Origin of the sequence: Dyella sp. A6 (genome assembly GCF_036320485.1) — a bacterium.
In the GTDB taxonomy this organism is placed as follows: domain Bacteria; phylum Pseudomonadota; class Gammaproteobacteria; order Xanthomonadales; family Rhodanobacteraceae; genus Rhodanobacter_A; species Rhodanobacter_A aluminiiresistens.
Window position 1 is genome coordinate 1,458,719 of the sequence record NZ_CP132911.1, and the last position, 20,508, is coordinate 1,479,226.

20 protein-coding genes are annotated in these 20,508 nt (G+C 65.6%); 9 read left to right on the plus strand and 11 right to left on the minus strand.

Annotated features, from left to right (window positions below; translation table 11 throughout):
- Positions 1-20 precede the first annotated feature (20 nt).
- The 7 genes from hisD to hisIE all read left to right on the plus strand — a co-directional run bounded on the left by hisD (position 21) and on the right by hisIE (position 6,340).
- Positions 21-1,358: a histidinol dehydrogenase gene (gene hisD / locus RA164_RS06325; RefSeq protein WP_329743493.1), complete on the plus strand. Its 1,338-nt coding sequence runs from the start codon at positions 21-23 to the stop codon at positions 1,356-1,358.
- Positions 1,355-2,449: a histidinol-phosphate transaminase gene (hisC, locus tag RA164_RS06330; RefSeq protein ID WP_329743113.1), complete on the plus strand. Its 1,095-nt coding sequence runs from the start codon at positions 1,355-1,357 to the stop codon at positions 2,447-2,449. Before hisD ends, hisC begins: the two co-directional genes overlap by 4 nt.
- Positions 2,446-3,510 (plus strand): bifunctional histidinol-phosphatase/imidazoleglycerol-phosphate dehydratase HisB, encoded by a 1,065-nt coding sequence (hisB, locus tag RA164_RS06335; RefSeq protein ID WP_329743114.1) that lies wholly within the window; start codon positions 2,446-2,448, stop codon positions 3,508-3,510. Before hisC ends, hisB begins: the two co-directional genes overlap by 4 nt.
- The gene (gene hisH / locus RA164_RS06340; RefSeq protein WP_329743115.1) at positions 3,510-4,100 is read left to right on the plus strand and encodes an imidazole glycerol phosphate synthase subunit HisH; all 591 of its coding nucleotides are present in this window, start codon (positions 3,510-3,512) and stop codon (positions 4,098-4,100) included. Before hisB ends, hisH begins: the two co-directional genes overlap by 1 nt.
- Entirely contained in the window at positions 4,097-4,825 is a 729-nt protein-coding gene (locus RA164_RS06345) for a 1-(5-phosphoribosyl)-5-[(5-phosphoribosylamino)methylideneamino]imidazole-4-carboxamide isomerase (RefSeq protein ID WP_329743116.1), read from the plus strand. The genes hisH and RA164_RS06345 overlap by 4 nt, the downstream gene beginning before the upstream one ends.
- Complete coding sequence (hisF, locus tag RA164_RS06350; protein ID WP_329743117.1) at positions 4,819-5,592, plus strand: imidazole glycerol phosphate synthase subunit HisF; 774 nt, start codon at positions 4,819-4,821, stop codon at positions 5,590-5,592. Before RA164_RS06345 ends, hisF begins: the two co-directional genes overlap by 7 nt.
- A gap of 97 nt (positions 5,593-5,689) precedes the next feature.
- Positions 5,690-6,340 (plus strand): bifunctional phosphoribosyl-AMP cyclohydrolase/phosphoribosyl-ATP diphosphatase HisIE, encoded by a 651-nt coding sequence (gene hisIE, locus RA164_RS06355; protein WP_329743118.1) that lies wholly within the window; start codon positions 5,690-5,692, stop codon positions 6,338-6,340.
- Positions 6,341-6,362: 22 nt separating this feature from the next.
- On the opposite strand, the gene RA164_RS06360 is transcribed toward hisIE, so the two are convergent.
- From RA164_RS06360 to RA164_RS06375, 4 genes are all read right to left on the minus strand, one after another.
- Positions 6,363-7,379, minus strand: coding sequence for a C13 family peptidase (locus tag RA164_RS06360; protein ID WP_329743119.1), 1,017 nt, complete (start codon positions 7,377-7,379; stop codon positions 6,363-6,365).
- A gap of 7 nt (positions 7,380-7,386) precedes the next feature.
- Positions 7,387-8,073 (minus strand): acireductone synthase, encoded by a 687-nt coding sequence (gene mtnC, locus RA164_RS06365; RefSeq protein ID WP_329743120.1) that lies wholly within the window; start codon positions 8,071-8,073, stop codon positions 7,387-7,389.
- Positions 8,074-8,148: 75 nt separating this feature from the next.
- Positions 8,149-8,709: a 1,2-dihydroxy-3-keto-5-methylthiopentene dioxygenase gene (locus RA164_RS06370; RefSeq protein WP_329743121.1), complete on the minus strand. Its 561-nt coding sequence runs from the start codon at positions 8,707-8,709 to the stop codon at positions 8,149-8,151.
- On the minus strand, positions 8,706-9,353 hold the full coding sequence (locus RA164_RS06375) for a methylthioribulose 1-phosphate dehydratase (RefSeq protein WP_329743122.1): 648 nt from the start codon (positions 9,351-9,353) through the stop codon (positions 8,706-8,708). The genes RA164_RS06370 and RA164_RS06375 overlap by 4 nt, the downstream gene beginning before the upstream one ends.
- 157 nt (positions 9,354-9,510) lie before the next feature.
- Between RA164_RS06375 and RA164_RS06380 the strand changes: the two genes are divergently transcribed.
- On the plus strand, positions 9,511-9,837 hold the full coding sequence (locus RA164_RS06380) for a high-potential iron-sulfur protein (protein ID WP_329743494.1): 327 nt from the start codon (positions 9,511-9,513) through the stop codon (positions 9,835-9,837).
- A 353-nt stretch (positions 9,838-10,190) separates the two neighbouring features.
- Here the strand turns inward: RA164_RS06380 and RA164_RS06385 are convergent, their stop codons facing one another.
- Positions 10,191-11,666: an amino acid permease gene (locus RA164_RS06385; RefSeq protein ID WP_329743123.1), complete on the minus strand. Its 1,476-nt coding sequence runs from the start codon at positions 11,664-11,666 to the stop codon at positions 10,191-10,193.
- An 85-nt stretch (positions 11,667-11,751) separates the two neighbouring features.
- Positions 11,752-13,287 carry an amino acid permease gene (locus RA164_RS06390; RefSeq protein WP_329743124.1) on the minus strand — a complete coding sequence of 512 codons (1,536 nt, stop codon included), beginning with the start codon at positions 13,285-13,287 and terminating at the stop codon, positions 11,752-11,754.
- Between the two features lie 177 nt (positions 13,288-13,464).
- Between RA164_RS06390 and RA164_RS06395 the strand changes: the two genes are divergently transcribed.
- A complete protein-coding gene (locus RA164_RS06395) occupies positions 13,465-14,019 on the plus strand; it encodes an NUDIX hydrolase (protein WP_329743495.1) in 555 nt (184 codons plus the stop codon).
- An 18-nt stretch (positions 14,020-14,037) separates the two neighbouring features.
- On the opposite strand, the gene RA164_RS06400 is transcribed toward RA164_RS06395, so the two are convergent.
- From RA164_RS06400 to RA164_RS06420, 5 genes are all read right to left on the minus strand, one after another.
- Positions 14,038-14,565, minus strand: coding sequence for a 3-hydroxyanthranilate 3,4-dioxygenase (locus RA164_RS06400; RefSeq protein ID WP_329743125.1), 528 nt, complete (start codon positions 14,563-14,565; stop codon positions 14,038-14,040).
- Between the two features lie 80 nt (positions 14,566-14,645).
- Positions 14,646-15,719, minus strand: coding sequence for a PLP-dependent cysteine synthase family protein (locus RA164_RS06405; RefSeq protein ID WP_329743126.1), 1,074 nt, complete (start codon positions 15,717-15,719; stop codon positions 14,646-14,648).
- A 63-nt stretch (positions 15,720-15,782) separates the two neighbouring features.
- A complete protein-coding gene (gene parE, locus RA164_RS06410) occupies positions 15,783-17,672 on the minus strand; it encodes a DNA topoisomerase IV subunit B (protein ID WP_329743127.1) in 1,890 nt (629 codons plus the stop codon).
- A gap of 55 nt (positions 17,673-17,727) precedes the next feature.
- The gene (locus tag RA164_RS06415) at positions 17,728-18,882 is read right to left on the minus strand and encodes a CHASE2 domain-containing protein (protein WP_329743128.1); all 1,155 of its coding nucleotides are present in this window, start codon (positions 18,880-18,882) and stop codon (positions 17,728-17,730) included.
- Positions 18,883-18,915: 33 nt separating this feature from the next.
- Positions 18,916-20,502: a FecR family protein gene (locus RA164_RS06420; protein ID WP_329743129.1), complete on the minus strand. Its 1,587-nt coding sequence runs from the start codon at positions 20,500-20,502 to the stop codon at positions 18,916-18,918.
- Between the last annotated feature and the right edge of the window lie 6 nt (positions 20,503-20,508).

Consider the following 20,508-nt stretch of genomic DNA (forward strand, 5'->3'; position numbering starts at 1 on the left):
TGGGTACGAACTTGATCGAGATGAAGCGTCTGGACTGGTCGCAGCTGGACGAGGCTGCCCGTGGCGAGGCACTGGCACGTCCGGTGCAGTCGCGCGGCGAGGAATTACGCGCCGGTGTGGAAGGCATCATCGCGGCCGTGCGCGCACGCGGCGACGACGCATTGCGCGAGCTCAGCGCCAAGTACGACCGCTGCACGCTCGATGCGATCGAAGTCGGCGAAGCCGAGTTCGCGGCTGCCGAGTCCGCACTGGACCCGGCCCTGAAGCAGGCGATCCACGAGGCGGCGGAAAGGATCGAGGCCTTCCATCGTGCCGCCGCGCCGCAATCGGTGTCGCTGGACACCGCGCCGGGTGTGCGGGTGGAGCGCATGCTGCGCCCGGTGGCGCGGGTGGGCCTGTATGTGCCGGCCGGCAGCGCGCCGCTGCCGTCCACCGCGCTGATGCTTGGCGTGCCGGCCCGCATTGCGGGTTGCCGCGAGGTGGTGTTGTGTTCGCCGGCGCGCGCCGATGGGTCGTGCGACGAGGCGGTACTGTACGCGGCCCGCGTCACCGGCGTGCACAAGGTGTTCAAGCTGGGCGGCGCGCAGGCGATCGCGGCGATGGCCTACGGCACCCGCAGTGTGCCCGCGTGCGACAAGCTGTTCGGTCCGGGCAACGCCTGGGTGACCGAGGCGAAACTGCAGGTTTCGGGCGATCCGGAAGGCGCCGCCATCGACATGCCGGCCGGGCCGTCCGAGGTGCTGGTGATCGCCGATGCCCACGCCAATCCGGTGTTCGTCGCGGCCGACCTGCTCTCGCAGGCCGAGCATGGCCCGGATTCGCAGGTCATCCTGCTGAGCGATTCCGACCAGCTGCTCGATCGTGTCGAGGTCGAGGTGCGCGCGCAGTGCGCTGCCTTGCCGCGCGCGGAGATCGCGGTGCAGGCGCTTTCGCGCAGCCGCCTGATCCGGGTGGCGTCGCTGGCACAGGCGGTCGAGGTCAGCAACCGCTATGCACCGGAGCACCTGATCCTGCAGGTGGCCGAGCCGCGCGACCTGCTTGCGGGTATCGAGAGTGCGGGGTCGGTATTCCTGGGCGCGTGGACGCCGGAGTCGGTGGGCGATTACTGCAGCGGCAGCAATCACGTGCTGCCGACCTACGGCTATGCGCGCAGCTACAGCGGCGTGTCGGTGGCCAGCTTCCAGAAGCAGATCACCGTGCAGCAGCTTTCGGCCGACGGGCTGCGCGCCATCGGTCCGTGCACGGCGACATTGGCGGCGGCCGAGCAACTGGAGGCCCATCGTCGTGCGGTGACCCTGCGCCTGGCGGCGCTGGACGGCGTCGCGCCGGCAACATTTTCGACGGAGAAGGCGGTATGAACGTGCTTGACCTCGCGCGGCCGGAAATCCGCGCACTGCAACCTTATTCTTCGGCCCGCATGGAGGCCGACGGCGGTCAGCTGATGCTGAACGCGAACGAGTCGGCCTGGCCGCCGGTGGGCGACACCGGGCAGGGCTGCAACCGGTATCCGGAACCGCAGCCGTCGGCCCTGCTCGATGCGCTGGCGCTGCTGTATGGCGTGCGTCGCGAGCAGTTGCTGGTGGGGCGTGGCAGTGACGAGGCCATCGACCTGCTGGTGCGCGCGTTCTGCCGGGCCGGCCAGGATGCGATCCTGATCCAGCCGCCGACCTTCGGCATGTATGCGGTCTGTGCGCGTGTCCAGGGTGCGGCCGTGATCGAAGCGCCGCTGGACAAGGATTTCAGGCTCGACGTGGACGCGTTGCTGGCCGCGGTGACGCCGGCGGTGAAGCTGGTGTTCGTCTGCCGGCCGAGCAACCCCACCGGGCAGGACGTGCCGCGTGCCGATATCGAGACCCTGGCCAGGGCACTGGCCGGTCGTGCCCTGCTGGTCGTGGACGAGGCTTATGTCGAGTTCGCCGACCAGCCCAGCGTGGCCGACCTGATCGACCGTTACGACAACGTGGCGGTGCTGCGCACCCTGTCCAAGGCCTGGGCACTGGCTGGCGCTCGCATCGGCAGCCTGCTGGCGAATGCCGACGTGATCGCCCTGCTGCGGCGGATCATGCCGCCTTATCCGCTGCCGCTGCCCTGCGTGGATGCCGCGCTGATCGCGCTGTCGGGCTGGGGGCAGGCGAATACGCGCCAGCGCATCGGTACGGTATGCAAGCAGCGTGAGGCGATGCAGTCGGCGCTGGCGGCTCTGGCCGGCGTGAAGCAGGTGCTGCCGTCACAGGCCAATTTCCTCACGGTCCGTTTCCACGATGCCGGCGACGTGCTGCGCCGCCTGCTGGCCGAGGGCATCGTGGTGCGCGACGTGCGCCGCTATCCGGGCCTGTCGGATGCGCTGCGCATCACCATCGGCACGCCCGAGGAAAATGCCCAGGTGATCAAGGTCCTGAAGCAGTCCGCGGTCGCGCAGCCGGTTGCCGTGGCGGGACAGGGCACATGAGTCGGAAGTTGCTCTTCGTGGACCGCGATGGCTGCCTGATCGAGGAGCCGGCGGACGAACAGATCGACAGCTACGAAAAACTTGCCCTGTTGCCTGGCGTGATCGCCGCATTGCAGCGCTTCGTGGCGGCTGGCTACGAACTGGTGATGGTGACCAACCAGGACGGGCTGGGCACGGCGAGCTTTCCCGAGGCCGATTTCGCCGGGCCGCACGCCTTGCTGCTGCGTATCCTCGCATCGCAGGGAGTCGGTTTCCGCGAAGTGCTGGTGGATCGCAGTTTTCCGCATGAGGGCAAGGACACCCGCAAACCCGGCGTGGGCCTGATGCGCAGTTATCTTGCGGACGATGGCTGGAGCCGCGCCGCGTCGCTGATGGTGGGCGACCGTGAGAGCGACCTGCTGTTCGCCGCGAACATGGGCGTGCGCGGCTTCCGGGTGGGGCCTGACGGCATCGACTGGGCCGATGTCGCGCACCAGGTGCTGGACGCGCCGCGTGTCGCCACGGTCACGCGCAACACCAAGGAAACCCGCATCCAGGTGAGCGTCAATCTGGACAAGGTGGCCGAGCCGCAGGTCCACACCGGCCTTGGCTTCTTCGACCACATGCTGGAACAGATCGGCAAGCATGGCGGTTTCGCCCTGACGCTGCACTGCGACGGCGACATCCATATCGACGATCACCACACCATCGAGGACTGCGCGCTGGCTCTCGGGCAGGCCCTGCGGCAGGCCCTGGGCGACAAGCGCGGGATCGGCCGCTATGGCTTCTCGTTGCCGATGGACGAGAGTGCAGCGGATGCCCGGCTGGACCTTTCCGGTCGACCGTATTTCGTTTTCGAGGGCACGTTTCCGCGCGATCGCGTGGGCGAGGTCTCCACCGAACTGGTGCCGCACTTCTTCCGTTCGCTGTGCGAGACGCTGGGCGCCAACCTGCACCTGTCGGTGCGTGGCGAGAACGCGCACCACATGGTCGAAGCCTGTTTCAAGGTAGTGGCCCGCGCGCTGCGCCAGGCGATCCAGCGCGAGGGCAGCGAACTGCCCAGCACCAAGGGAGCGCTGTAATGAGCGTGGTACTGGTGGATGCCGGTGGCACCAACATCGGTTCGGTGCGCTACGCCCTGCAGCGGCTGGGCGTCGAAGCGGCGCTTACTGCCGATGCGGCAGCGATCCGCGCCGCCGACAAGGTGATCCTGCCGGGCGTGGGTGCGGCCGGGCCCGGCATGGCACGGTTGCGCGAGCTGGGCCTGGTCGAGCTGATGCGATCGCTGACCCAGCCGGTGCTGGGCGTGTGCCTGGGCATGCAGCTGCTGTGCGCGCATTCGGAGGAGGGCGATACCGAGTGCCTGGGCGTGATCGATGCTCCGGTGCGCCGCTTCCACGAGGTACCGGGGTTGCGCGTTCCGCACATGGGCTGGAACGCGCTTGAAGCCGTGCGCGAGCATCCGCTGCTGGACGGACTGGTAGCCGGCGAACAGGCTTATTTCGTACACAGCTACGCGGTGCCGGCCGGCGACTACACGCTGGCGACGACCGATTTTGGCGGTCCGTTTTCGGCGGTGATCGCCCGCGGCAATTTCCACGGCATGCAATTCCATCCCGAGCGGTCCGCCAGCGTGGGCTCCCGACTCCTGAAGAATTTCCTCTCGCTATGACGTTCAACGTGATTCCCGCGATCGACCTGCGCGGCGGCCAGGTGGTCCGCCTCAAACAGGGCGACTACGCACAGCAGACCGACTATCCGTTCGACCCGGTCCAACTGGCATCGCGCTACGCAGCAGCCGGCGCGGCGTGGCTGCACCTGGTGGACCTGGACGGTGCCCGCTCCGGCAGCCTGGACAACCTGAAGGTGATCGAGACGATCGCGGCGAACGGCATGCAGGTGCAGGCCGGCGGTGGCGTACGTGGCGAAGGCGACCTGCGCCGCTTGTTCGATGCCGGCGTGCAGCGGGTGGTCTTGGGCAGCGTGGCGATCCGCGATCCGGAGACCGTGGCCGGCTGGCTGGCCAGTCATGGGCCGGAGCGGCTCACGCTGGCCCTGGATACCCGTCGCATCGAGGGACGCTGGGCGCTGCCGAGCGCGGGCTGGACCGAGCTGGAAGCGCGCACCCTGGATGAATTGGCGCCGTGGTACGCGGTACGCGGTGCGCGCCACCTGCTGTGCACCGACATCGATCGCGACGGCATGCTGGCCGGCTTCAACCTCGATCTTTACCGGCATCTGGCCGATACCGTGCCGACGCTGGCAGTGCAGGCTTCCGGCGGCGTGCGTTCGCTGGATGATATCCGTGCCGCGCGTGAGGCCGGAGCGGGTGGCGTGATTCTTGGCCGTGCCCTGCTGGAGGGGCGTTTCACTGTGGAGGAGGCGCTGGCATGCTGAGTCGCCGCATCATCCCCTGCCTCGACGTGCGCGATGGTCAGGTGGTCAAGGGCGTGCGTTTCCGCGACCACGTGGTGATGGGCGACATCGTCGACCTGGCGCTGCGTTATCGCGACGAGGGCGCGGACGAACTGGTGTTCTACGACATCACTGCCAGCCCCGAAGGGCGCAGCGTCGATCGCGGCTGGGTCGAGAAAGTGGCGCGGGTGATCGACATACCGTTCTGCGTGGCCGGCGGCATCCGTTCCGTCGCCGAGGCGCGCGCTACGCTGCACGCCGGCGCGGACAAGGTGTCGGTGAATTCGCCGGCACTGGAGCGTCCCGAACTGATCGACGAGCTGGCCGATGCGTTCGGTGTGCAATGCGTGGTGGTGGGTGTGGATTCGCTGCGCGACGATGACGGCGAGTGGCGGGTACGCCAATACACCGGCGACCCGTCGAAGACCCGTGCGCTGGCGCGGCGTACCCTGGACTGGGTGACCGAGGTGCAGCAGCGTGGCGCGGGCGAGATCGTGCTCAACTGCATGGGCAGCGATGGCGTGCGGCAGGGTTACGACCTCGAGCAACTCAAGCTGGTCCGGTCACTTTGTCGCGTTCCGCTGGTCGCCTCGGGCGGCGCCGGTGCGCCAGTGCATTTCCGCGACGCTTTCGTCGATGCCGACGTGGATGCGGCGCTGGCCGCCAGCGTGTTCCATTCCGGTGCCATCGCCATTCCCGGACTCAAGCGCTACCTGCGGGAGCAGGGCGTGGCGATGCGCATCGACTAGACGATGGCTTTCCCTCCGGTCACGCCGGCTTGTACTGCGGTGACCGGAAACCGAATACTGACGTATGTCCCGGCGCATGCCGGCAACAGGTACCAAGATGACTGCTGCCAACCCGACCGATCTTTCCCGCCTCGACTGGTCCAAGGGCGGCGGCCTGCTGCCGGCCATCGTGCAGCACTGGCGCAGTGGTGAAGTGCTGATGCTGGGCTACATGAATGCCGAGGCGCTGGCCGAGACGCAACGCACCGGCCATGTCACGTTTTTCAGTCGAAGCAAGCAGCGCCTGTGGACCAAGGGTGAAAGCTCGGGCCACGTGCTCGACCTGAAGTCAGTACGCATCGACTGCGATGCCGATACCTTGCTGCTGCAGGCAGAACCCCGCGGTCCGACCTGCCATACCGGCAGCTTCAGCTGCTTCGGCGAACGTGACGAGGTGCGGCCGCCGCTGGGTTTCCTGGCCGAACTCGACGCGCTGGTCGAGTCACGCCATGCCGAGCGTCCGGAGGGCAGTTACACCACCAAACTGTTCGACAGCGGCATCCGTCGCATGGCGCAGAAGGTCGGCGAGGAGGGCGTGGAAAGCGCACTCGCGGCCGTAGCCCAGGGTGACGAGGAACTGCTCGGCGAATCCGCGGATCTGCTGTTCCATCTCACCGTGCTGTTGCGGGCTCGTGGTCTTGGCCTGGCCGATGTCGCGAACCTGCTCGCGCAGAGGCACTCCAGGCGTCGCCAGGACGGCGGGCACTAGAGCCGGGCATGACCACCATCGCCTAGGGTTGCCGTGCGGGCGCCTGCGGAGCGAACGGCACGGCCGGGCCGGGTTTGATGCCCTTGCGCCAACGGGCTAGCTCGGCGGCGATGTTTTTGCCGGCGTAGATCTGCGGGTCGGACGGCGTCAGCTTGTCCTGCGTTTCCCAGCGGGCGATCTGGCTGCGTGCCTGCTGGAAGGCGGTCACGAAGTTGTCGGTCCGGTTCATGGCATCGACCAGCCAGGCATGGCCGAAGTACGTGATGTCCGACTCGCTGCCGCAGCCGAACGAGCTGCGGTCGGCGCGCGCGGCGGTGAGCACCAGGGTGTCCGGGTTGCGCAGCGGCGGGATGAAACCGCCGGAATAGCAGGCATTCACCACCACCACTTTCCACTTGAACTTGTGCTCGGCAAGGATTCCAGGCAGGTCGGTGGCACTGATCTGGTCAAGCGGCAGCGGGTCCATGTCCACCAGCAGTTGGTGGTCCTCGCTGCCGTGGCTGGTGAAGTAGAGCATCAGGATGTCATCCGGCTTCATCACGCGGGCCAATCCGTCCAGTGCGTACTCGAGGTTGCTCCAGTCGGCCAGCGGATGAGTCTCGAGGGTGGCCGGATTGTTTTCGAGAACCAGCGCATGCGTGCTCGGGCCGAAGCGGCGGGTGAACAGCTGCGCGGCGTACTCGGCCTCGTTGCGAAAGACGCCTTCGCTGCCATCGCCGGCAAAGGCAATCAGGTACAGGTTGGGTGTGCCGGGTTTGCGCGGCCCCAGATCAGCCAGTGCACGTTGCATCAGGTCGGACTGGTCGTAGACCACCTGCTCAGGAGTCGGAGCCTTTGCCGGCCAGTCACGCCATCCATCGTCGCTACCCGTGGCGTCGCCTGTCGACATCGCGATACCCCCAGCGGGTTGCGGCAGCACCGTGCCGGCAGCTGCGGGAAGGCTGTCGATCGCAGTCGACCGCGTGGTACGGCCGGGAAGCAGCAACATGAGCAGCACACCGGCGGCGAAGGCCAGCAGGGCGGCGATGGTCGTGCGCATGGACGGTTCAGACCGTGATCGTGTCGAAGTCGGCAACGGCCGGGTGACGTGGTGCCTGGGGTATGGCCTGTGGCGGACGTACCAGCCAGGTCGTCTGGAAACCGGCGGCACGCGCCGCATCCAGTTCCTCGACGATATCGGAGAGGAACAGCAGGTGCCCGGGCTGCTCGTCGATTGCGCTGGCGATGCGATCGTAGGAACCGGTTTCGCGCTTCGGTCCGGTCACGGTGTCGAAGTAACCGGCAAACAGTGGCGTCAGGTCGCCGGCGGTGCTGTAGCGGAAGAACAGCTTCTGCGCAGCCACCGAACCAGACGAATAGACGTACAGGCGCAGCCCCTCTGCGCGCCAGGCGCGGAGCTTTGCCGGAACCTCCGGGTAGACATGGGCCTGGTAGTCGCCGGCCTCGTAGCCTTCCTGCCAGATCATGCCCTGCAGCGCCTTCAACGCTGTCGACTTGCGGTCCTCGTCGATCCAGCGCAGCAGCAGCTCGACCACTTCCTGTCGCGTGGCTTCGATGTAGCCGGCTTCCTTGGCGGCCTCGTGCAGCCAGTGCTGTATCTCGGGGCGGTCACCATGGGTTTCGATGAAGGCCGGAAGACGCTTGCGCGCGTAGGGAAACAGCACGTCCTTGACGAAGCTGATCGAGCTGGTGGTGCCTTCGATGTCGGTGACGATGGCGCGGATTTCAGACATGCGGAAACACCTTTCAGGAGCGGTGAGCAAGCTTAGCCGACGGACTGTGACGCGCGCGCAGTGACGGGCGTGGCTTCAGCGGGCCGATGCGTGCGGTGTCATGCGCGGAAAGCGCTGGGCGATATCGTCGCCGGTAAAGTTGGCCACCCAGCCATCCTTGTTGGTGAACAGCCGGATCGCCACGAAGTAGGGCGATTCGCTCATGTCGAACCAGTGGCGCGTGCCGTCGGGTACCCCGATCAGATCACCCTGTTCGCACAGAATGTCGTAGACCTTGCCGCCGAGGTGCAGGGTGAACTGGCCGGCCCCGGCGACGAAGAAGCGGACTTCGTCCTCGCTGTGCGTATGTTCGCTGAGGAACTTCTGGCGCAGTGCCGCCCGCTCGGGGTGGTCAGGCTTGAGGCTGATCACATCCACCGACTGGTAGCCTTCCTCACTCATCAGCCGGTCGATATCCGCCCGGTAGGCGGCGATCACCGTGTCCGGATCGGCACCCGGAGAGATCGGTTGATCAGCGACCCATTGCTCGAAGCGGACACCGACCCCGGCCAGTTCGCGCGCGATGTCGGCGTGGTCGCCGTATTCGGCCAGCGGCGATTGAGGGCGGTTTTCCTCGAAAATGCGCAGGCGGCTCATGTGGTCAGTTTCCTCAGGTCCAGTTCGCAGCCCAGCAGGAACTCCAAGGCTTCGATGTGACGACGGGCCTCGGCCATGTCGCGGCCCCATGTATAGATGCCATGGCCGTCGATCAGGTAGGCAGCCAGTGGCTTGCCGGCGTCCAGCCAGCCATCGATGCGCTGGACCAGTTCGGGCATGTGCTGGGTGTTGGGGAAGACCGGGATCTCCAGCACGCTCTCGTGCGTGGTGTATCCGGCAATGGCCTTCTGCAGTTCCCAGCCTTCCAGTCGGATGACGCCTTCACGCGCAAACAGCCGCGAGGCGACGCTCTGCGTGCGCGAATGGGTGTGGAGCACCGCCTGGGCCTCGGGCCAGCGGCGATAGATATGCGTATGCAGATCGGTCTCGGCGCTGGGGCGTGCATCGGTGCCCACGGCCTTGCCCTGCATGTCCACCAGCATGATGTCGTCGCGGCCAAGGCTTCCCTTGTCGCGACCGGAGATGGTGATGGCCGCGTGTCCGGCATCCACGCGCATGGAAAAGTTGCTGCTGGTGGCCGGGGTCCAGCCAAGCGCTGACAGGGCGCGCGCCGCTGCGGCGACGGCGTCGGCACGCTGGGCGAAAAGCTCGGCGGAAATGGTGTCGGGAAGGATCTGGCTCATGCAAATGGACGTCCAAACAGGGCCTGATGATACACCATGCACACGCTGGCCTGTCGGGAAATGCGAGCCATTCGCGCCACGATCGCGCGACGGGCGTAGCATGCTGGTCAGTACCGCCATGTGCGGTGGATGTTGTATCAACGCGGGAGGTTTCCAAATGTCGCAAGAAGAAAACAGCGAGTCACGCCGCCGTTTCCTGAAGATCGCCGCCGGCACTGCCGCGGTTGCGGTCGTAGGCGGTTTTCCCCGGTTCGCTCGGGCTGCCGATTTGCCGCACCTCACGGATGCCGACCCCACTGCCAAGGCGCTGGGTTACGTTGCGGATGCCAGTACCACCAAGAATCCGAAGCACACGCCGGGCGCTGACTGTGCGAACTGCCAGTTCTACACGGGTGGCCCGACCGGGTTCGGTCCTTGCCAGTTGTTCCCGGGCAAGGCGGTCAGTGCGAAAGGCTGGTGTGTTTCGCATACGGCGAAGAGCTGAGCAGTAGCTAGTTCAACGTATCCAAAAGGCCGGCCATGTGCCGGCCTTTTTCGTGTCCGCAGGTGCGCCGGAAGATTGACGAGGCGGAAGAAAATGCTGCCCGACGCATCAGGCTGAGGAGCTGACTCGCCTGACGCGCCGGGCGGCAATCCGGGGCCCACTGCCAAGTGATCAACCCGCGGACTGAGGATCATACTCCGGTTGGTCGGTGCGGGCTAACCTGGGGGTGTGTTCTGTGCTGCCTTTGGTCCCGCAATAAAATCAATGACTTAAAATAAGATCATCAGTTTCACCTAATTGGGTGAAACTGGTTTGATCAACGCATTTAAAGGCATTTGATTACTTTTTAAGGATTATTCGGCTTTTTCGGCGGCGTTCACTGTTAATGCGGCTGTTTGCCGGCGAAGGTGGCTGTGCCGATACCCGTAGCCGAAATAGATCGCCAGGCCGATGGCAGTCCATACGATCATCAGCGCCCAGTTGAACCACTCAAAGGTGAGCAACAGGGCCAGGCAGCTAAGCACGCCCGCGCTGCAGATGCCCCATGCCCACGGCACCCGGAACGTGCGCGGAAGTTCTGGCGACGTATAGCGCAGGATGAGTACGCCGGCGCATACGGCCACGAAGGCGATCAGGGTACCCATCGAGGTGAGGTTGGCCAGCAGGTCGAGCGGGAAGACGGCGGCCAGCGCCGCGATGCAGAAGCCGGTGATCAGGGTGTTGATGTGCGGTGTGCGATGGCGCGGATGAATGCGTGCCAGCACCGGCGGCAGCAGGCCGTCGCGCGCCATGATCATGAAGATGCGCGGCTGGGCGATGATCATCACCAGGATCACCGAGGCAAGTCCGATCAGGGCGCCGAATTCCACCACCCAGCGCAACCAGTCGAGCTGCGGATGCACCTTGACGGCGGTCACCACCGGCTCGACGGTGTCCAGCTGGGCATAGGGAATCAGTCCGGTCAGTACCGCGGCCATGGCCAGGTACAGGATGGTGCAGATCGCCAGCGAGACGAGCATGCCGAACGGCAGATCACGCTGCGGGTTCTTGCATTCCTGGGCGGCGGTTGAGGTGGCCTCGAAGCCGATATACGCGAAGAACACCATCGCCGCACCGCGGAAGATGCCGGACCAGCCGTACTTGTCCGGTCCCTGCGGGGCCGGAATGAACGGGTGCCAGTTCGCCGGGTTGATATAGCGGTAGCCGGCGACCACCACAATGATGATCAACCCCACCTTGAGCCCCACCATCAGCAGGTTGATCCCGGCCGACTCGCGGATGCCGACGTAGCAGACCCAGGTCAGCGCCAGCACGATGGCCACGGCAGGCAGGTTGATCAAGGCGCCGGTCGCGACCAGGTGGCCGTTGGTGAAGGCCAGCGGAGCCGATGTCAGCGTCACCGGCAGATGCAGGCCGATGTTGTCCATCAGGCTGGTGAAGTAGCCGGTCCAACTGGCGGCGACGGCGGATGCCGAGATGCCGTATTCCAGCACCATGTTCCAGCCGATGAACCAGGCCAGCAGCTCGCCGAGCGTGGCGTAGGCGTAGGAATAGGAACTGCCCGAGATCGGGATCAGGGTGGCGAACTCGGCGTAGCACAGAGCGGTGAAGCCGCTGCAGATCGCTGCAAGGATGAAGGAGATCAGTACTGCCGGCCCGGCATGTTCTGCCGCGGCCTGCCCGGTGACCACGAAGATGCCGGTGCCGATGACGGCGCCGATGCCCAGCGCGGTGATACCCCATGGTCCGAGCGTGCGGCGAAGGCCCTGATCGTGCAGGTCGTCGGCGTTACTGAAATCGGTCTTGCGGGCGAGCAGTTGCTTGAGCATCGGGATGAGTATCTTGCGGCGGGATGCGAACGAGGAGGGGCGAAAGCAGACGAGCCGATGCGTCTGGCATCGGCTCGTCGGGTTTTCAGGCCGTGGTCTTGCGAAGCTTGCTGTTGCGGTAGCCGTAGAAACCGTAGATCAGGAAGCCGATGGTGGTCCATCCCAGGATCAGCCACCAGCGCACCACGAATGCCTGCCAGAACAGGAACAGGCAGGCCGCGGCACCCAGCGGGCAAACGATCCACGGCAGCGGCACGCGGAACGAGCGTGGCAGATCCGGGCGGGTATAGCGCAGCACCAGCACGCCGATGCAGACGGTGGTGAAGGCCAGCAGGGTGCCCATCGAGACCAGGTCGCCCAGCACGTCGACCGGGAACAGGCTGGCCAGGACTGCAGCGATCACACCCACGATGATGGTGCCGACGTAGGGCGTGCGGTGCTTCGGATGTACGCGCCCCAGTGCCTTCGGCAGCAGGCCGTCGCCGGACATGGCGTAGAAGATACGCGGCTGGCCCATCAGCATCACCAACACCACCGAGCTGAGGCCGGCAAGCGCGGCGAATACCACCAGGATGCGCAGCACGCCCAATACATGGCTGGCGAAGCTGCCTGCCGCCACGGTGCCCAGCACGTAGTTCAGCGCGGTCGCCACCGGCTCGGGCGTGTTCAGGTCGCGGAATGGGGCCAGGCCGGTCAGCGCCGCCGACATGGCGATGTAGAGCAGGGTGCAGATGAACAGCGAGCCGAGGATGCCGATCGGCATGTCGCGTTGCGGGTTCTTCGCTTCGCCCGCCGCGGTCGATACCGCGTCGAAGCCGATGTAGGCGAAGAACACCAAGGTCGCGGCGCGGATCACGCCACTCCAGCCGTATTTGAAGCCGCCCTCGTTGGCCGGAATGAAGGGATGCCACAGCGACGGGTTGAGGAAGTGGAAGGTCACGATCAGGAACAGCATGATCACGATGACCTTGATCGCCACGATGATCGCATTGACCGTGGCCGACTGCGTGATGCCGCGGTAGCACAGCCAGCTGATGGCACCCACGATCAGCAGTGCCGGCAGGTTGATGATGGCGCCGGTGGTGACCAGGTGGTTGGCCGCATTGAAGGTGAAGGGCGCCGAGGACAGTGCCGGCGGCAGGGTCAGCGTGAGCCCGGTCCAGCTGCTGAGCATGTGCAGCAGTTCGTTGAAGTAGCCGGACCAGCCCACCGCCACGGTGGAGGCGGCGAACAGGTATTCCAGGACCAGGTTCCAGCCGACGAACCAGGCGATGACTTCGCCCAGCGTGGCGTAGGAATACGAGTAGGCACTGCCGGACACCGGCAGCATCGCGGAAAATTCGGCGTAGCACAGGCCGGCGAGGGCGCAGGCGAAACCGGCCATCATGAAGCTGATCACCAGTGCCGGTCCGGCGAACTGCGCGGCTGCGGTACCGGTCAACACGAAGATGCCCGCACCGATCACCGCGCCGACGCCCAGCATGACCAGATGTTTCGCGGTCAGCGCCCGCTTCAGTGTGGCGTCGCCATGCACGCCGTGCGCATCGCCGATGACGACTTCGCCGGCTTCGACTTCCGGCATGGCATCGATCGGGTGGGTGGCGAACAGGTTCTTGAGCATCGAATTCCCCTCAACTCTGCGATGACGCCCGTGGCTGTAACCGTCACGGTACGTGGCTGCTGCGCGCATGGCGCATCAGCGGGCCACCATAGCCCAGCGCAGGTCGCAGGTACAAGCCGGGCAGCGGCGTTGTCTAGGCTATCCTGTGCGCTGTTTTGCAACGCGAAATCGCCGCATATGACGCTGCCAAGCCAATCGTTGCAGGTTGCCCTGCGCCACTACCATGACCTATGGCAGGGGGAGGCGGAGCAGGCTGCCGAATTCATCGCGTTCGCGCATTCGCACCCCGATGTTTTTCATCGCCATCACCGAACCGGGCATTTCACCGGGTCGGCCTGGCTGGTCAGCGCCGACGGCGAGCGCGTACTGCTGATGCATCACCGCAAGCTCGGCCGCTGGCTGCAGCCCGGAGGGCATGCCGACGGCGAAGCGGATCTGGCGGGCGTGGCCCTGCGCGAAGCTCAGGAAGAAACCGGTGTGGCCGGGCTGCAGGTCCTGGGGGGAATCTTCGACATCGATCGCCACCGGATTCCGGCCCGTGGCGATGAGCCGGAGCATTGGCACTACGACGTGCGCTACGTCGTTTGTGCCGGTGATGACGAGCGCTTCCATATCAACCACGAGGCCCATGCGCTGGCCTGGCGCCCAGTGGCCGAAGTGGCGAACGATCCCGCACTGGATGCATCGTTGCGCCGCATGGCCGACAAGTGGTTGCGGCGTCGGGCCGGCTAGGGCAGTCGTGCGAGGGGTTCAGTCGGCCGCGTACTTGGCCGGCGCCGGGTTCAGGTGCCCGCAGGCATCGCAGGTACGGGCCTGGCGCGAACCGTAGAAGCGCTCGAACACCGGCGGGAAGTCGTGCTCGATGCTCTGCAGCGTGAAATATTCTTCGTACAGCTTGTGGTTGCAGCGCTCGCAGAACCACAGCAGGCCGTCTTGTTCGTGCGGCCGCCGCCTGCGCTCGATCACCAGTCCGATCGAGTCCGGCATGCGCTGTGGCGAGTGGGGTACGCGCGGCGGCAGGTAGAACATCTCGCCGGCACGGATCGGCAGGTCACGCGCGGCGCCGTCGTCCTGCACCTTCAACATCATCTCGCCTTCGAGCTGGTAGAAGAATTCGGGACCTTCGTCGTAGTGGTAGTCGGTGCGTGCGTTGGGGCCGCCCACGATCATCACGATGAAGTCGCCGTCGACGATGCACTTGTTGCCGACGGGCGGTTTCAGCAGGTGGCGATGTTCATCGATCCAGCGTTGCAGGTCGAACGGGGGTACCAGGGCCATGGGCGGCATTCGATGCGGGACGGGCCATTACCTTAGCGCCGTTGTCGGCGCGAGATAAATGTTTGCGCGGATGTGCCTGCTCAGTCGGGCCAGCGGCCGCTGGCGACGACCTCGTCAAGCCGGCGCTGCCAGCTCGCCACGTCCAGTCCGGTTGCCGCGATCCAGGCCTCGTCGTAGTAGGTGCCGCGGTAGCGCTCGCCGCCGTCGCAGATCATGGTCACCACCGGTCCGGGCGTACCGTTCGCATGCAGCTCGCACATCAATTGCAGTGCGCCGACGAAATTGGTGCCGGTGGAGCCGCCGCAGCGCCGGCCGAGCAGGCGTTCGAGCACGCGCAGGGCGGCGAACGTGGCGGCGTCCGGCACCTGGATCATGCGGTCGATCACGCCGCGTACGAACGAGGGCTCGACCCGGGGACGCCCGATGCCTTCGATGCGCGAGCCCCGGCTAAGGGTCAGCGTGGTATCGCCGCTGACGAAGTAGTCGTGGAACACCGAGCGCTCCGGATCGACCACGGCCAGGCGTGTCGTGACCTGCGTACCCGGGCGGTAACGGATATAACGCCCGATGGTCGCCGAGGTGCCACCGGTGCCGGCCGAAACCACGATCCAGTGCGGTTCGGGATCGGCCTTGTGCGCCATCTGGCGGAAGATAGATTCGGCGATGTTGCTGTTGCCGCGCCAGTCGGTGGCGCGTTCGGCATAGGTGAACTGGTCCATGTAATGACCGTCCAGTTCGTCCGCCAGCCGCTGCGCGGTGCCGTAGACGTCGGTGTCGTCGATGAAGTGGCAGCGCCCGCCGAAATGCTCGATCAGGGCGACCTTGTCCGGCGAGGTGCTGCGTGGCATCACGGCGACGAAAGGCAGGCCGAGCAGGCGCGCGAAGTAGGCTTCCGAGATCGCCGTGCTGCCGCTGGAGGCCTCGATCACCGGGCGTCCCTCGCGCAGCCAGCCGTTGCAGATCGCGTAGATGAACAGCGAGCGTGCCAGGCGGTGCTTCAGGCTGCCGGTGGGGTGGACGGATTCGTCCTTGAGGTACAACGGAATGCCGGGGAAGGACGGCAGGTCCAGGCGCAGCAGGTGCGTATCGGCGGAGCGATGCGTTTCGGCTTCGAGCGCTTCGATGGCGCGGCGTGTCCAGTCGCGTTGTGGCATGGCGGCAGCATCACCGGGTTGTTGGCGTGCCGTCTTGATCATGGTCAAGACGGCACGAATGGGTCAGACATCCAGCGTCGCGAGGTCGCCCTTTTCCTCCAGCCAGGCCTTGCGGTCGCCGGCGCGTTTCTTGGCCAGCAGCATGTCCATCAGCTTTGCGGTGCCGTCGTCATCGTCGACGGTGAGCTGGACCAGACGACGGGTGTCGGGATCGATCGTGGATTCGCGCAATTGTCCCGGGTTCATCTCGCCCAGGCCCTTGAAGCGGGTGACGCTGACCGCACCGCGCATTTTTTCGCGCTCGATACGGTCCAGCATGGCTTGCTTCTCGCCCTCGTCCAGACAGTAGAAGACCTGTTTGCCCACGTCGACGCGGAACAGCGGCGGCATCGCCACGAACACGTGGCCCTCGCTGACCAGCTTCGGGAAGTGACGCAGGAACAGCGCTGACAGCAGGGTGGCGATGTGCAGGCCGTCGGAGTCGGCGTCGGCGAGGATCACGACCTTGCCGTAGCGCAGTCCGGAAAGATCGTCCTTGCCGGGGTCGCAGCCGATCGCCACGGCAAGGTTGTGCACTTCCTCGGAGCCCAGCACGGTGGTCGATTCCACCTCCCAGGTGTTGAGGATCTTGCCGCGTAGCGGAAGGATCGCCTGGAACTCCTTGTCGCGTGCCTGCTTGGCGCTGCCGCCGGCCGAGTCGCCCTCGACCAGGAAAAGTTCGGTGCGCGACAGGTCGGTGGCGGTGCAGTCGGCCAGCTTGCCCGGAAGTGCAGGGCCCTGGACGACTTTCTTGCGCACGACCTGCTTGGCCGCCTTGAGCCGGGCACTGGCGTGCTCGATGGCGAGCTGGGCGATGCGCTCGCCGCTTTCCACGTTCTGGTTCAGCCACAGGCTGAAGGCGTCGTGCACCACGTTTTCCACCAGCGCAGCGGCGTTGCGCGATGACAGCCGCTCCTTGGTCTGGCCGGCGAACTGCGGGTCGAGCAGCTTGGCGCTGAGCACGAAGGCCAGCCGTTCCCAGACGTCCTCGGGCGCCAGCTTCACACCACGTGGCAGCAGGTTGCGGATGTCGCAGAACTCGCGGATGGCGTTGGTGAGGCCGGTGCGCAGGCCGTTCACGTGGGTGCCGCCCTGGGCGGTGGGAATCAGGTTGACGTAGCTTTCCTGCACCAGCTCGCCCTCGGGCAGCCAGGTGAGGGCAACGTCCATGCCTTCGGTATCGCGCGCCACATGATGCACGAACAGCTCGGCCGGGATTGCTTCGGCCTGGCCGAGTTCTCCACGCAGGTAGTCGCGCAGGCCATCCTCGTAATGCCATGCGCTGACTTCGCCACTGGCCTCGTCGGTCAGCTTCACGTTGAGACCCGCGCACAGCACGGCCTTGGCACGCAGCAGATGCTTGAGGCGAGCCATCGCGATCTTCGGCGAGTCGAAGTATTTCGGGTCGGCCCAGAAGCGCACCGTGGTACCGGTGCGCTTCTTCGGTACGCTGCCGATGATCTCCAGTTCGCTGACGCGATCGCCGTGTTCGAAGGCCATCTGGTATTCGTTGCCGTCGCGGCGGATGGTGACCTCGACCCGGCTGGACAGCGCATTGACCACTGACACGCCCACGCCGTGCAGGCCGCCGGAGAAGTTGTAGTTCTTGCCGCTGAACTTGCCGCCCGCATGCAGCCGGGTGAGGATCAGTTCGACACCTGGCACCCCTTCCTCGGGGTGAATGTCCACCGGCATGCCGCGGCCGTCATCGCTGACCTCGACGGACCCGTCAGTGTGGACGATCACGTCGATGTTCTCGGCGTGGCCGGCCAGGGCCTCGTCCACCGAGTTGTCGATCACTTCCTGCGCCAGATGGTTGGGCCGGGTCGTGTCGGTGTACATGCCCGGCCGGCGCTTGACCGGGTCAAGGCCGGAGAGGACTTCGATGTCGGCGGCGTTGTAGCGACTGCTCATGCGTTGAAATCGAGTGTGGTTAAACGCAGCAGGATGGCGGCCGCCGCCGGGCGGGTCAAGCCGGCGTGGCGTTGATGGCCGTACCGGCTGGCCGCACCAGCAGCCACCACGCCGCGCCGGCGATGGCGACGGTCAGCACGCACGCCGTCGGCGGCCACCACCAGCCGAGCGCGCGCAGCAGCAGCAGGCTGGATGCCAACGGCAGCAACATGCCGACCAGTAGCACCGACCACAGGCGGCGAAAGCCGGGAAGCCCGTACAGCAGGCAGGGCACCGACAGGACGATGGCACCGACGACCAGTTGCAGGGTGAATCCCAGCGGGGTCAGCAGAAGCCCGCGTTGCAGCGATTCCAGGATGTTCGCCTGGTACTCGACACCCGGCATCAGGCCGTCCGGTGTGCGAACGATGTCGCGCATGCCCTCGGCGGTGGCACCGATCAGCACGGTTTTACCTTTCAGTAGCGAGGGCGGTACCTTCTTGTCGAGCACGTCGGCATAGGAAACGCGACCGAACGTGCCTGATGGGCCGGCGTAATGCAGTAGTGCGTAGTAATCGCGGATCCACAGGTATGGCGATTCGCCAGTCGGCATTGGATTGCGCAGGCCTGGCAGTTGTGCGCTCGGGTGCCTGGGGTGGTCCTGGCGGTAGAGCGCCAGGCCCAGCGATGGCCAGTAGGCCTGTCCCAGTCCTGCCATCAGGTAGACGCCACGCGAGATGCCGTCGGTGCTCTCGTCGACATCCACCTGGCCGAATGCCGCGGCTTCCCTGGCCAGGCCGGGGACTGGAAGCATTTCTTCCAGCGTGCCGCCCAGGTCGGTGGGTTCGGCGAAGACCGGCATCACTACATGGCCGTTGCGTCGAAGTGCACTGGCCAGTGCCTTGTCATAGGCTGGATGGGCAGCATCGGGCGTGGTCATGGTGATGTCGAGACCGATGGCACGTACGCCGTCGTCGGTGAGCCGGTTGATCAAGCGTGCGTGCAGCAGGCGGGGGAACGGCCAGCGTCCAAGTTTGGTAAGGCTGCTGGGATCGATCGCGACGATGACCACGTCGTTGCCAGGCGTATAGGTCCAGTGACGCATGTTGATGTCATACAGGGCACTGTCCACATGTCCCGTTGCATCAAAGGTGAGCAACAGGGCCAGCAGGCCGGTGGCAACCAGCCAGACCGCACCCCGCACCAGCCAGGCGAAACCGCGCGGCAACATGTCAGGCATCCGTTGCCGGCGGTGTATCGGGCATCAGAGCAGTAACCAGAGAACGGTGGCGCCGCCTCCGATGGCGGCGATGCGGCAGGGTATGCAGGGCAGCCGGAACTTCTGGACCGGGCCCCAGGCGCCAGCATAGCCGTCGGTGTCGATGGTGCGTACCCGCACGTACCAGGTGCCCGAATGCGGTTTGCGCATCTGCAGCGATGGGGTGTCCAGCATCCGGTCGACCAGTGGATGGGTGAACTGGGCGTCGCGGGCGAGCTGGATGCGGTAGTGCTGTCCGGGTTTACCGGCGGACCAGCCGAGCGTCAACTCATGCTTTGAGCTTTTGGGCGCCCCCACGCTCGGGGCCGGCGGCGGCGCGACACGTTCAAATGGCAGGGCGTCGGTATATGGGCCGAGGTTGCCTTGGGCGTCGCGACTCGCAATACGCCAGTAATAGCGTCCCAGCGGAAGTACGGCAGGGGCGCGCACGTGATCGTTATCGATCTGCGGGCGTTCGGCCAGAACGTGGGCAAATTGGGCATCGCTCGCCAGCTGCCAGTCGTAGGATTTGGCCTCGGAGCTTTCGGTCCAGCGGAATTGCGGGCGTGGGTCGCGCACTTTGCTGCCCGCCTGCGGCTGTTGCACCAGCGGTGGCTGCGGATGCATGGCGGTACGCAGGGTGCAGGTGGCATCCAGTCCTTCCAGACCGGCGCTGTCGATGCCGTGGATGCGGATCGCATGTTCGCCGTTCGGCAGATCCGGCACGCTGACGTGGGGCAGGGCACCGGTCACACTGTCGAGCAGAAGGGTTTCAAAGCGTGCATCCGGCGCGATCTCGACGCGGTAGTGAACAGCACCATGCATGGCCGTCCAGCTCAGTGTATCGCCGATGTGGGTGACCGGCTGACTCGGGCAATCGAGCACGGGCGCAGGCAACAGTTTGCGCACCTGGCCGGGGCGATGGCCGTCGGTGACGGATACGCCGGAACCACGGTTGACCTGCACGTGGCGCCGGTGGCCGGCGACATCGACACGGCCCTTCAGTACCTCGGTTTGCGAATGGTCGTCACCGGCGGCTACGCGGAAATGGGTGCCGCGCACACTGGAAATGGCACCGGGTGTCTGCACCACGAAGTGTGCCGTGTTGCCCGGCATCGGCGTCACGGCATTGCTGATGCGGCCATGTTGCAGGCGCAGTTTGGTGTCGGCCATACCGGTGTTGCCGTAGGCACTCATGCGGTCCAGCGTCAGTTCGCTGCCGGATTGCATGAGCACATGCGAGTCATCAGCAAACTTCAGTGTCAGGCTGGCATGGGGTCCGGTCTCGATACGAACGCCATAGCCGAGCTTCATGCCCGGGGTGATGACGACTCCAGCGGTCTGACCTGCGATGTAAGCATGTGCCATGCCGGCGACGGCGATCACCGTGGCCTTGGCTGGCTGAACACGCAGCCATTCCACCGGTATGCGTAGACGCGAGCCCGGTACCAGGTGATACGGATCGGCGACCTTGTTGTAGGTCTGGAGTTTCTGCCAGCCAACGCCAGGCTTGAGAAAGCGACTGTTCAGTGTCCAGATATTGTCGTGCGGCCTTACGCGGTAATACCAGTCGCCCGCATGAGCAGCCGGCACAGCGAG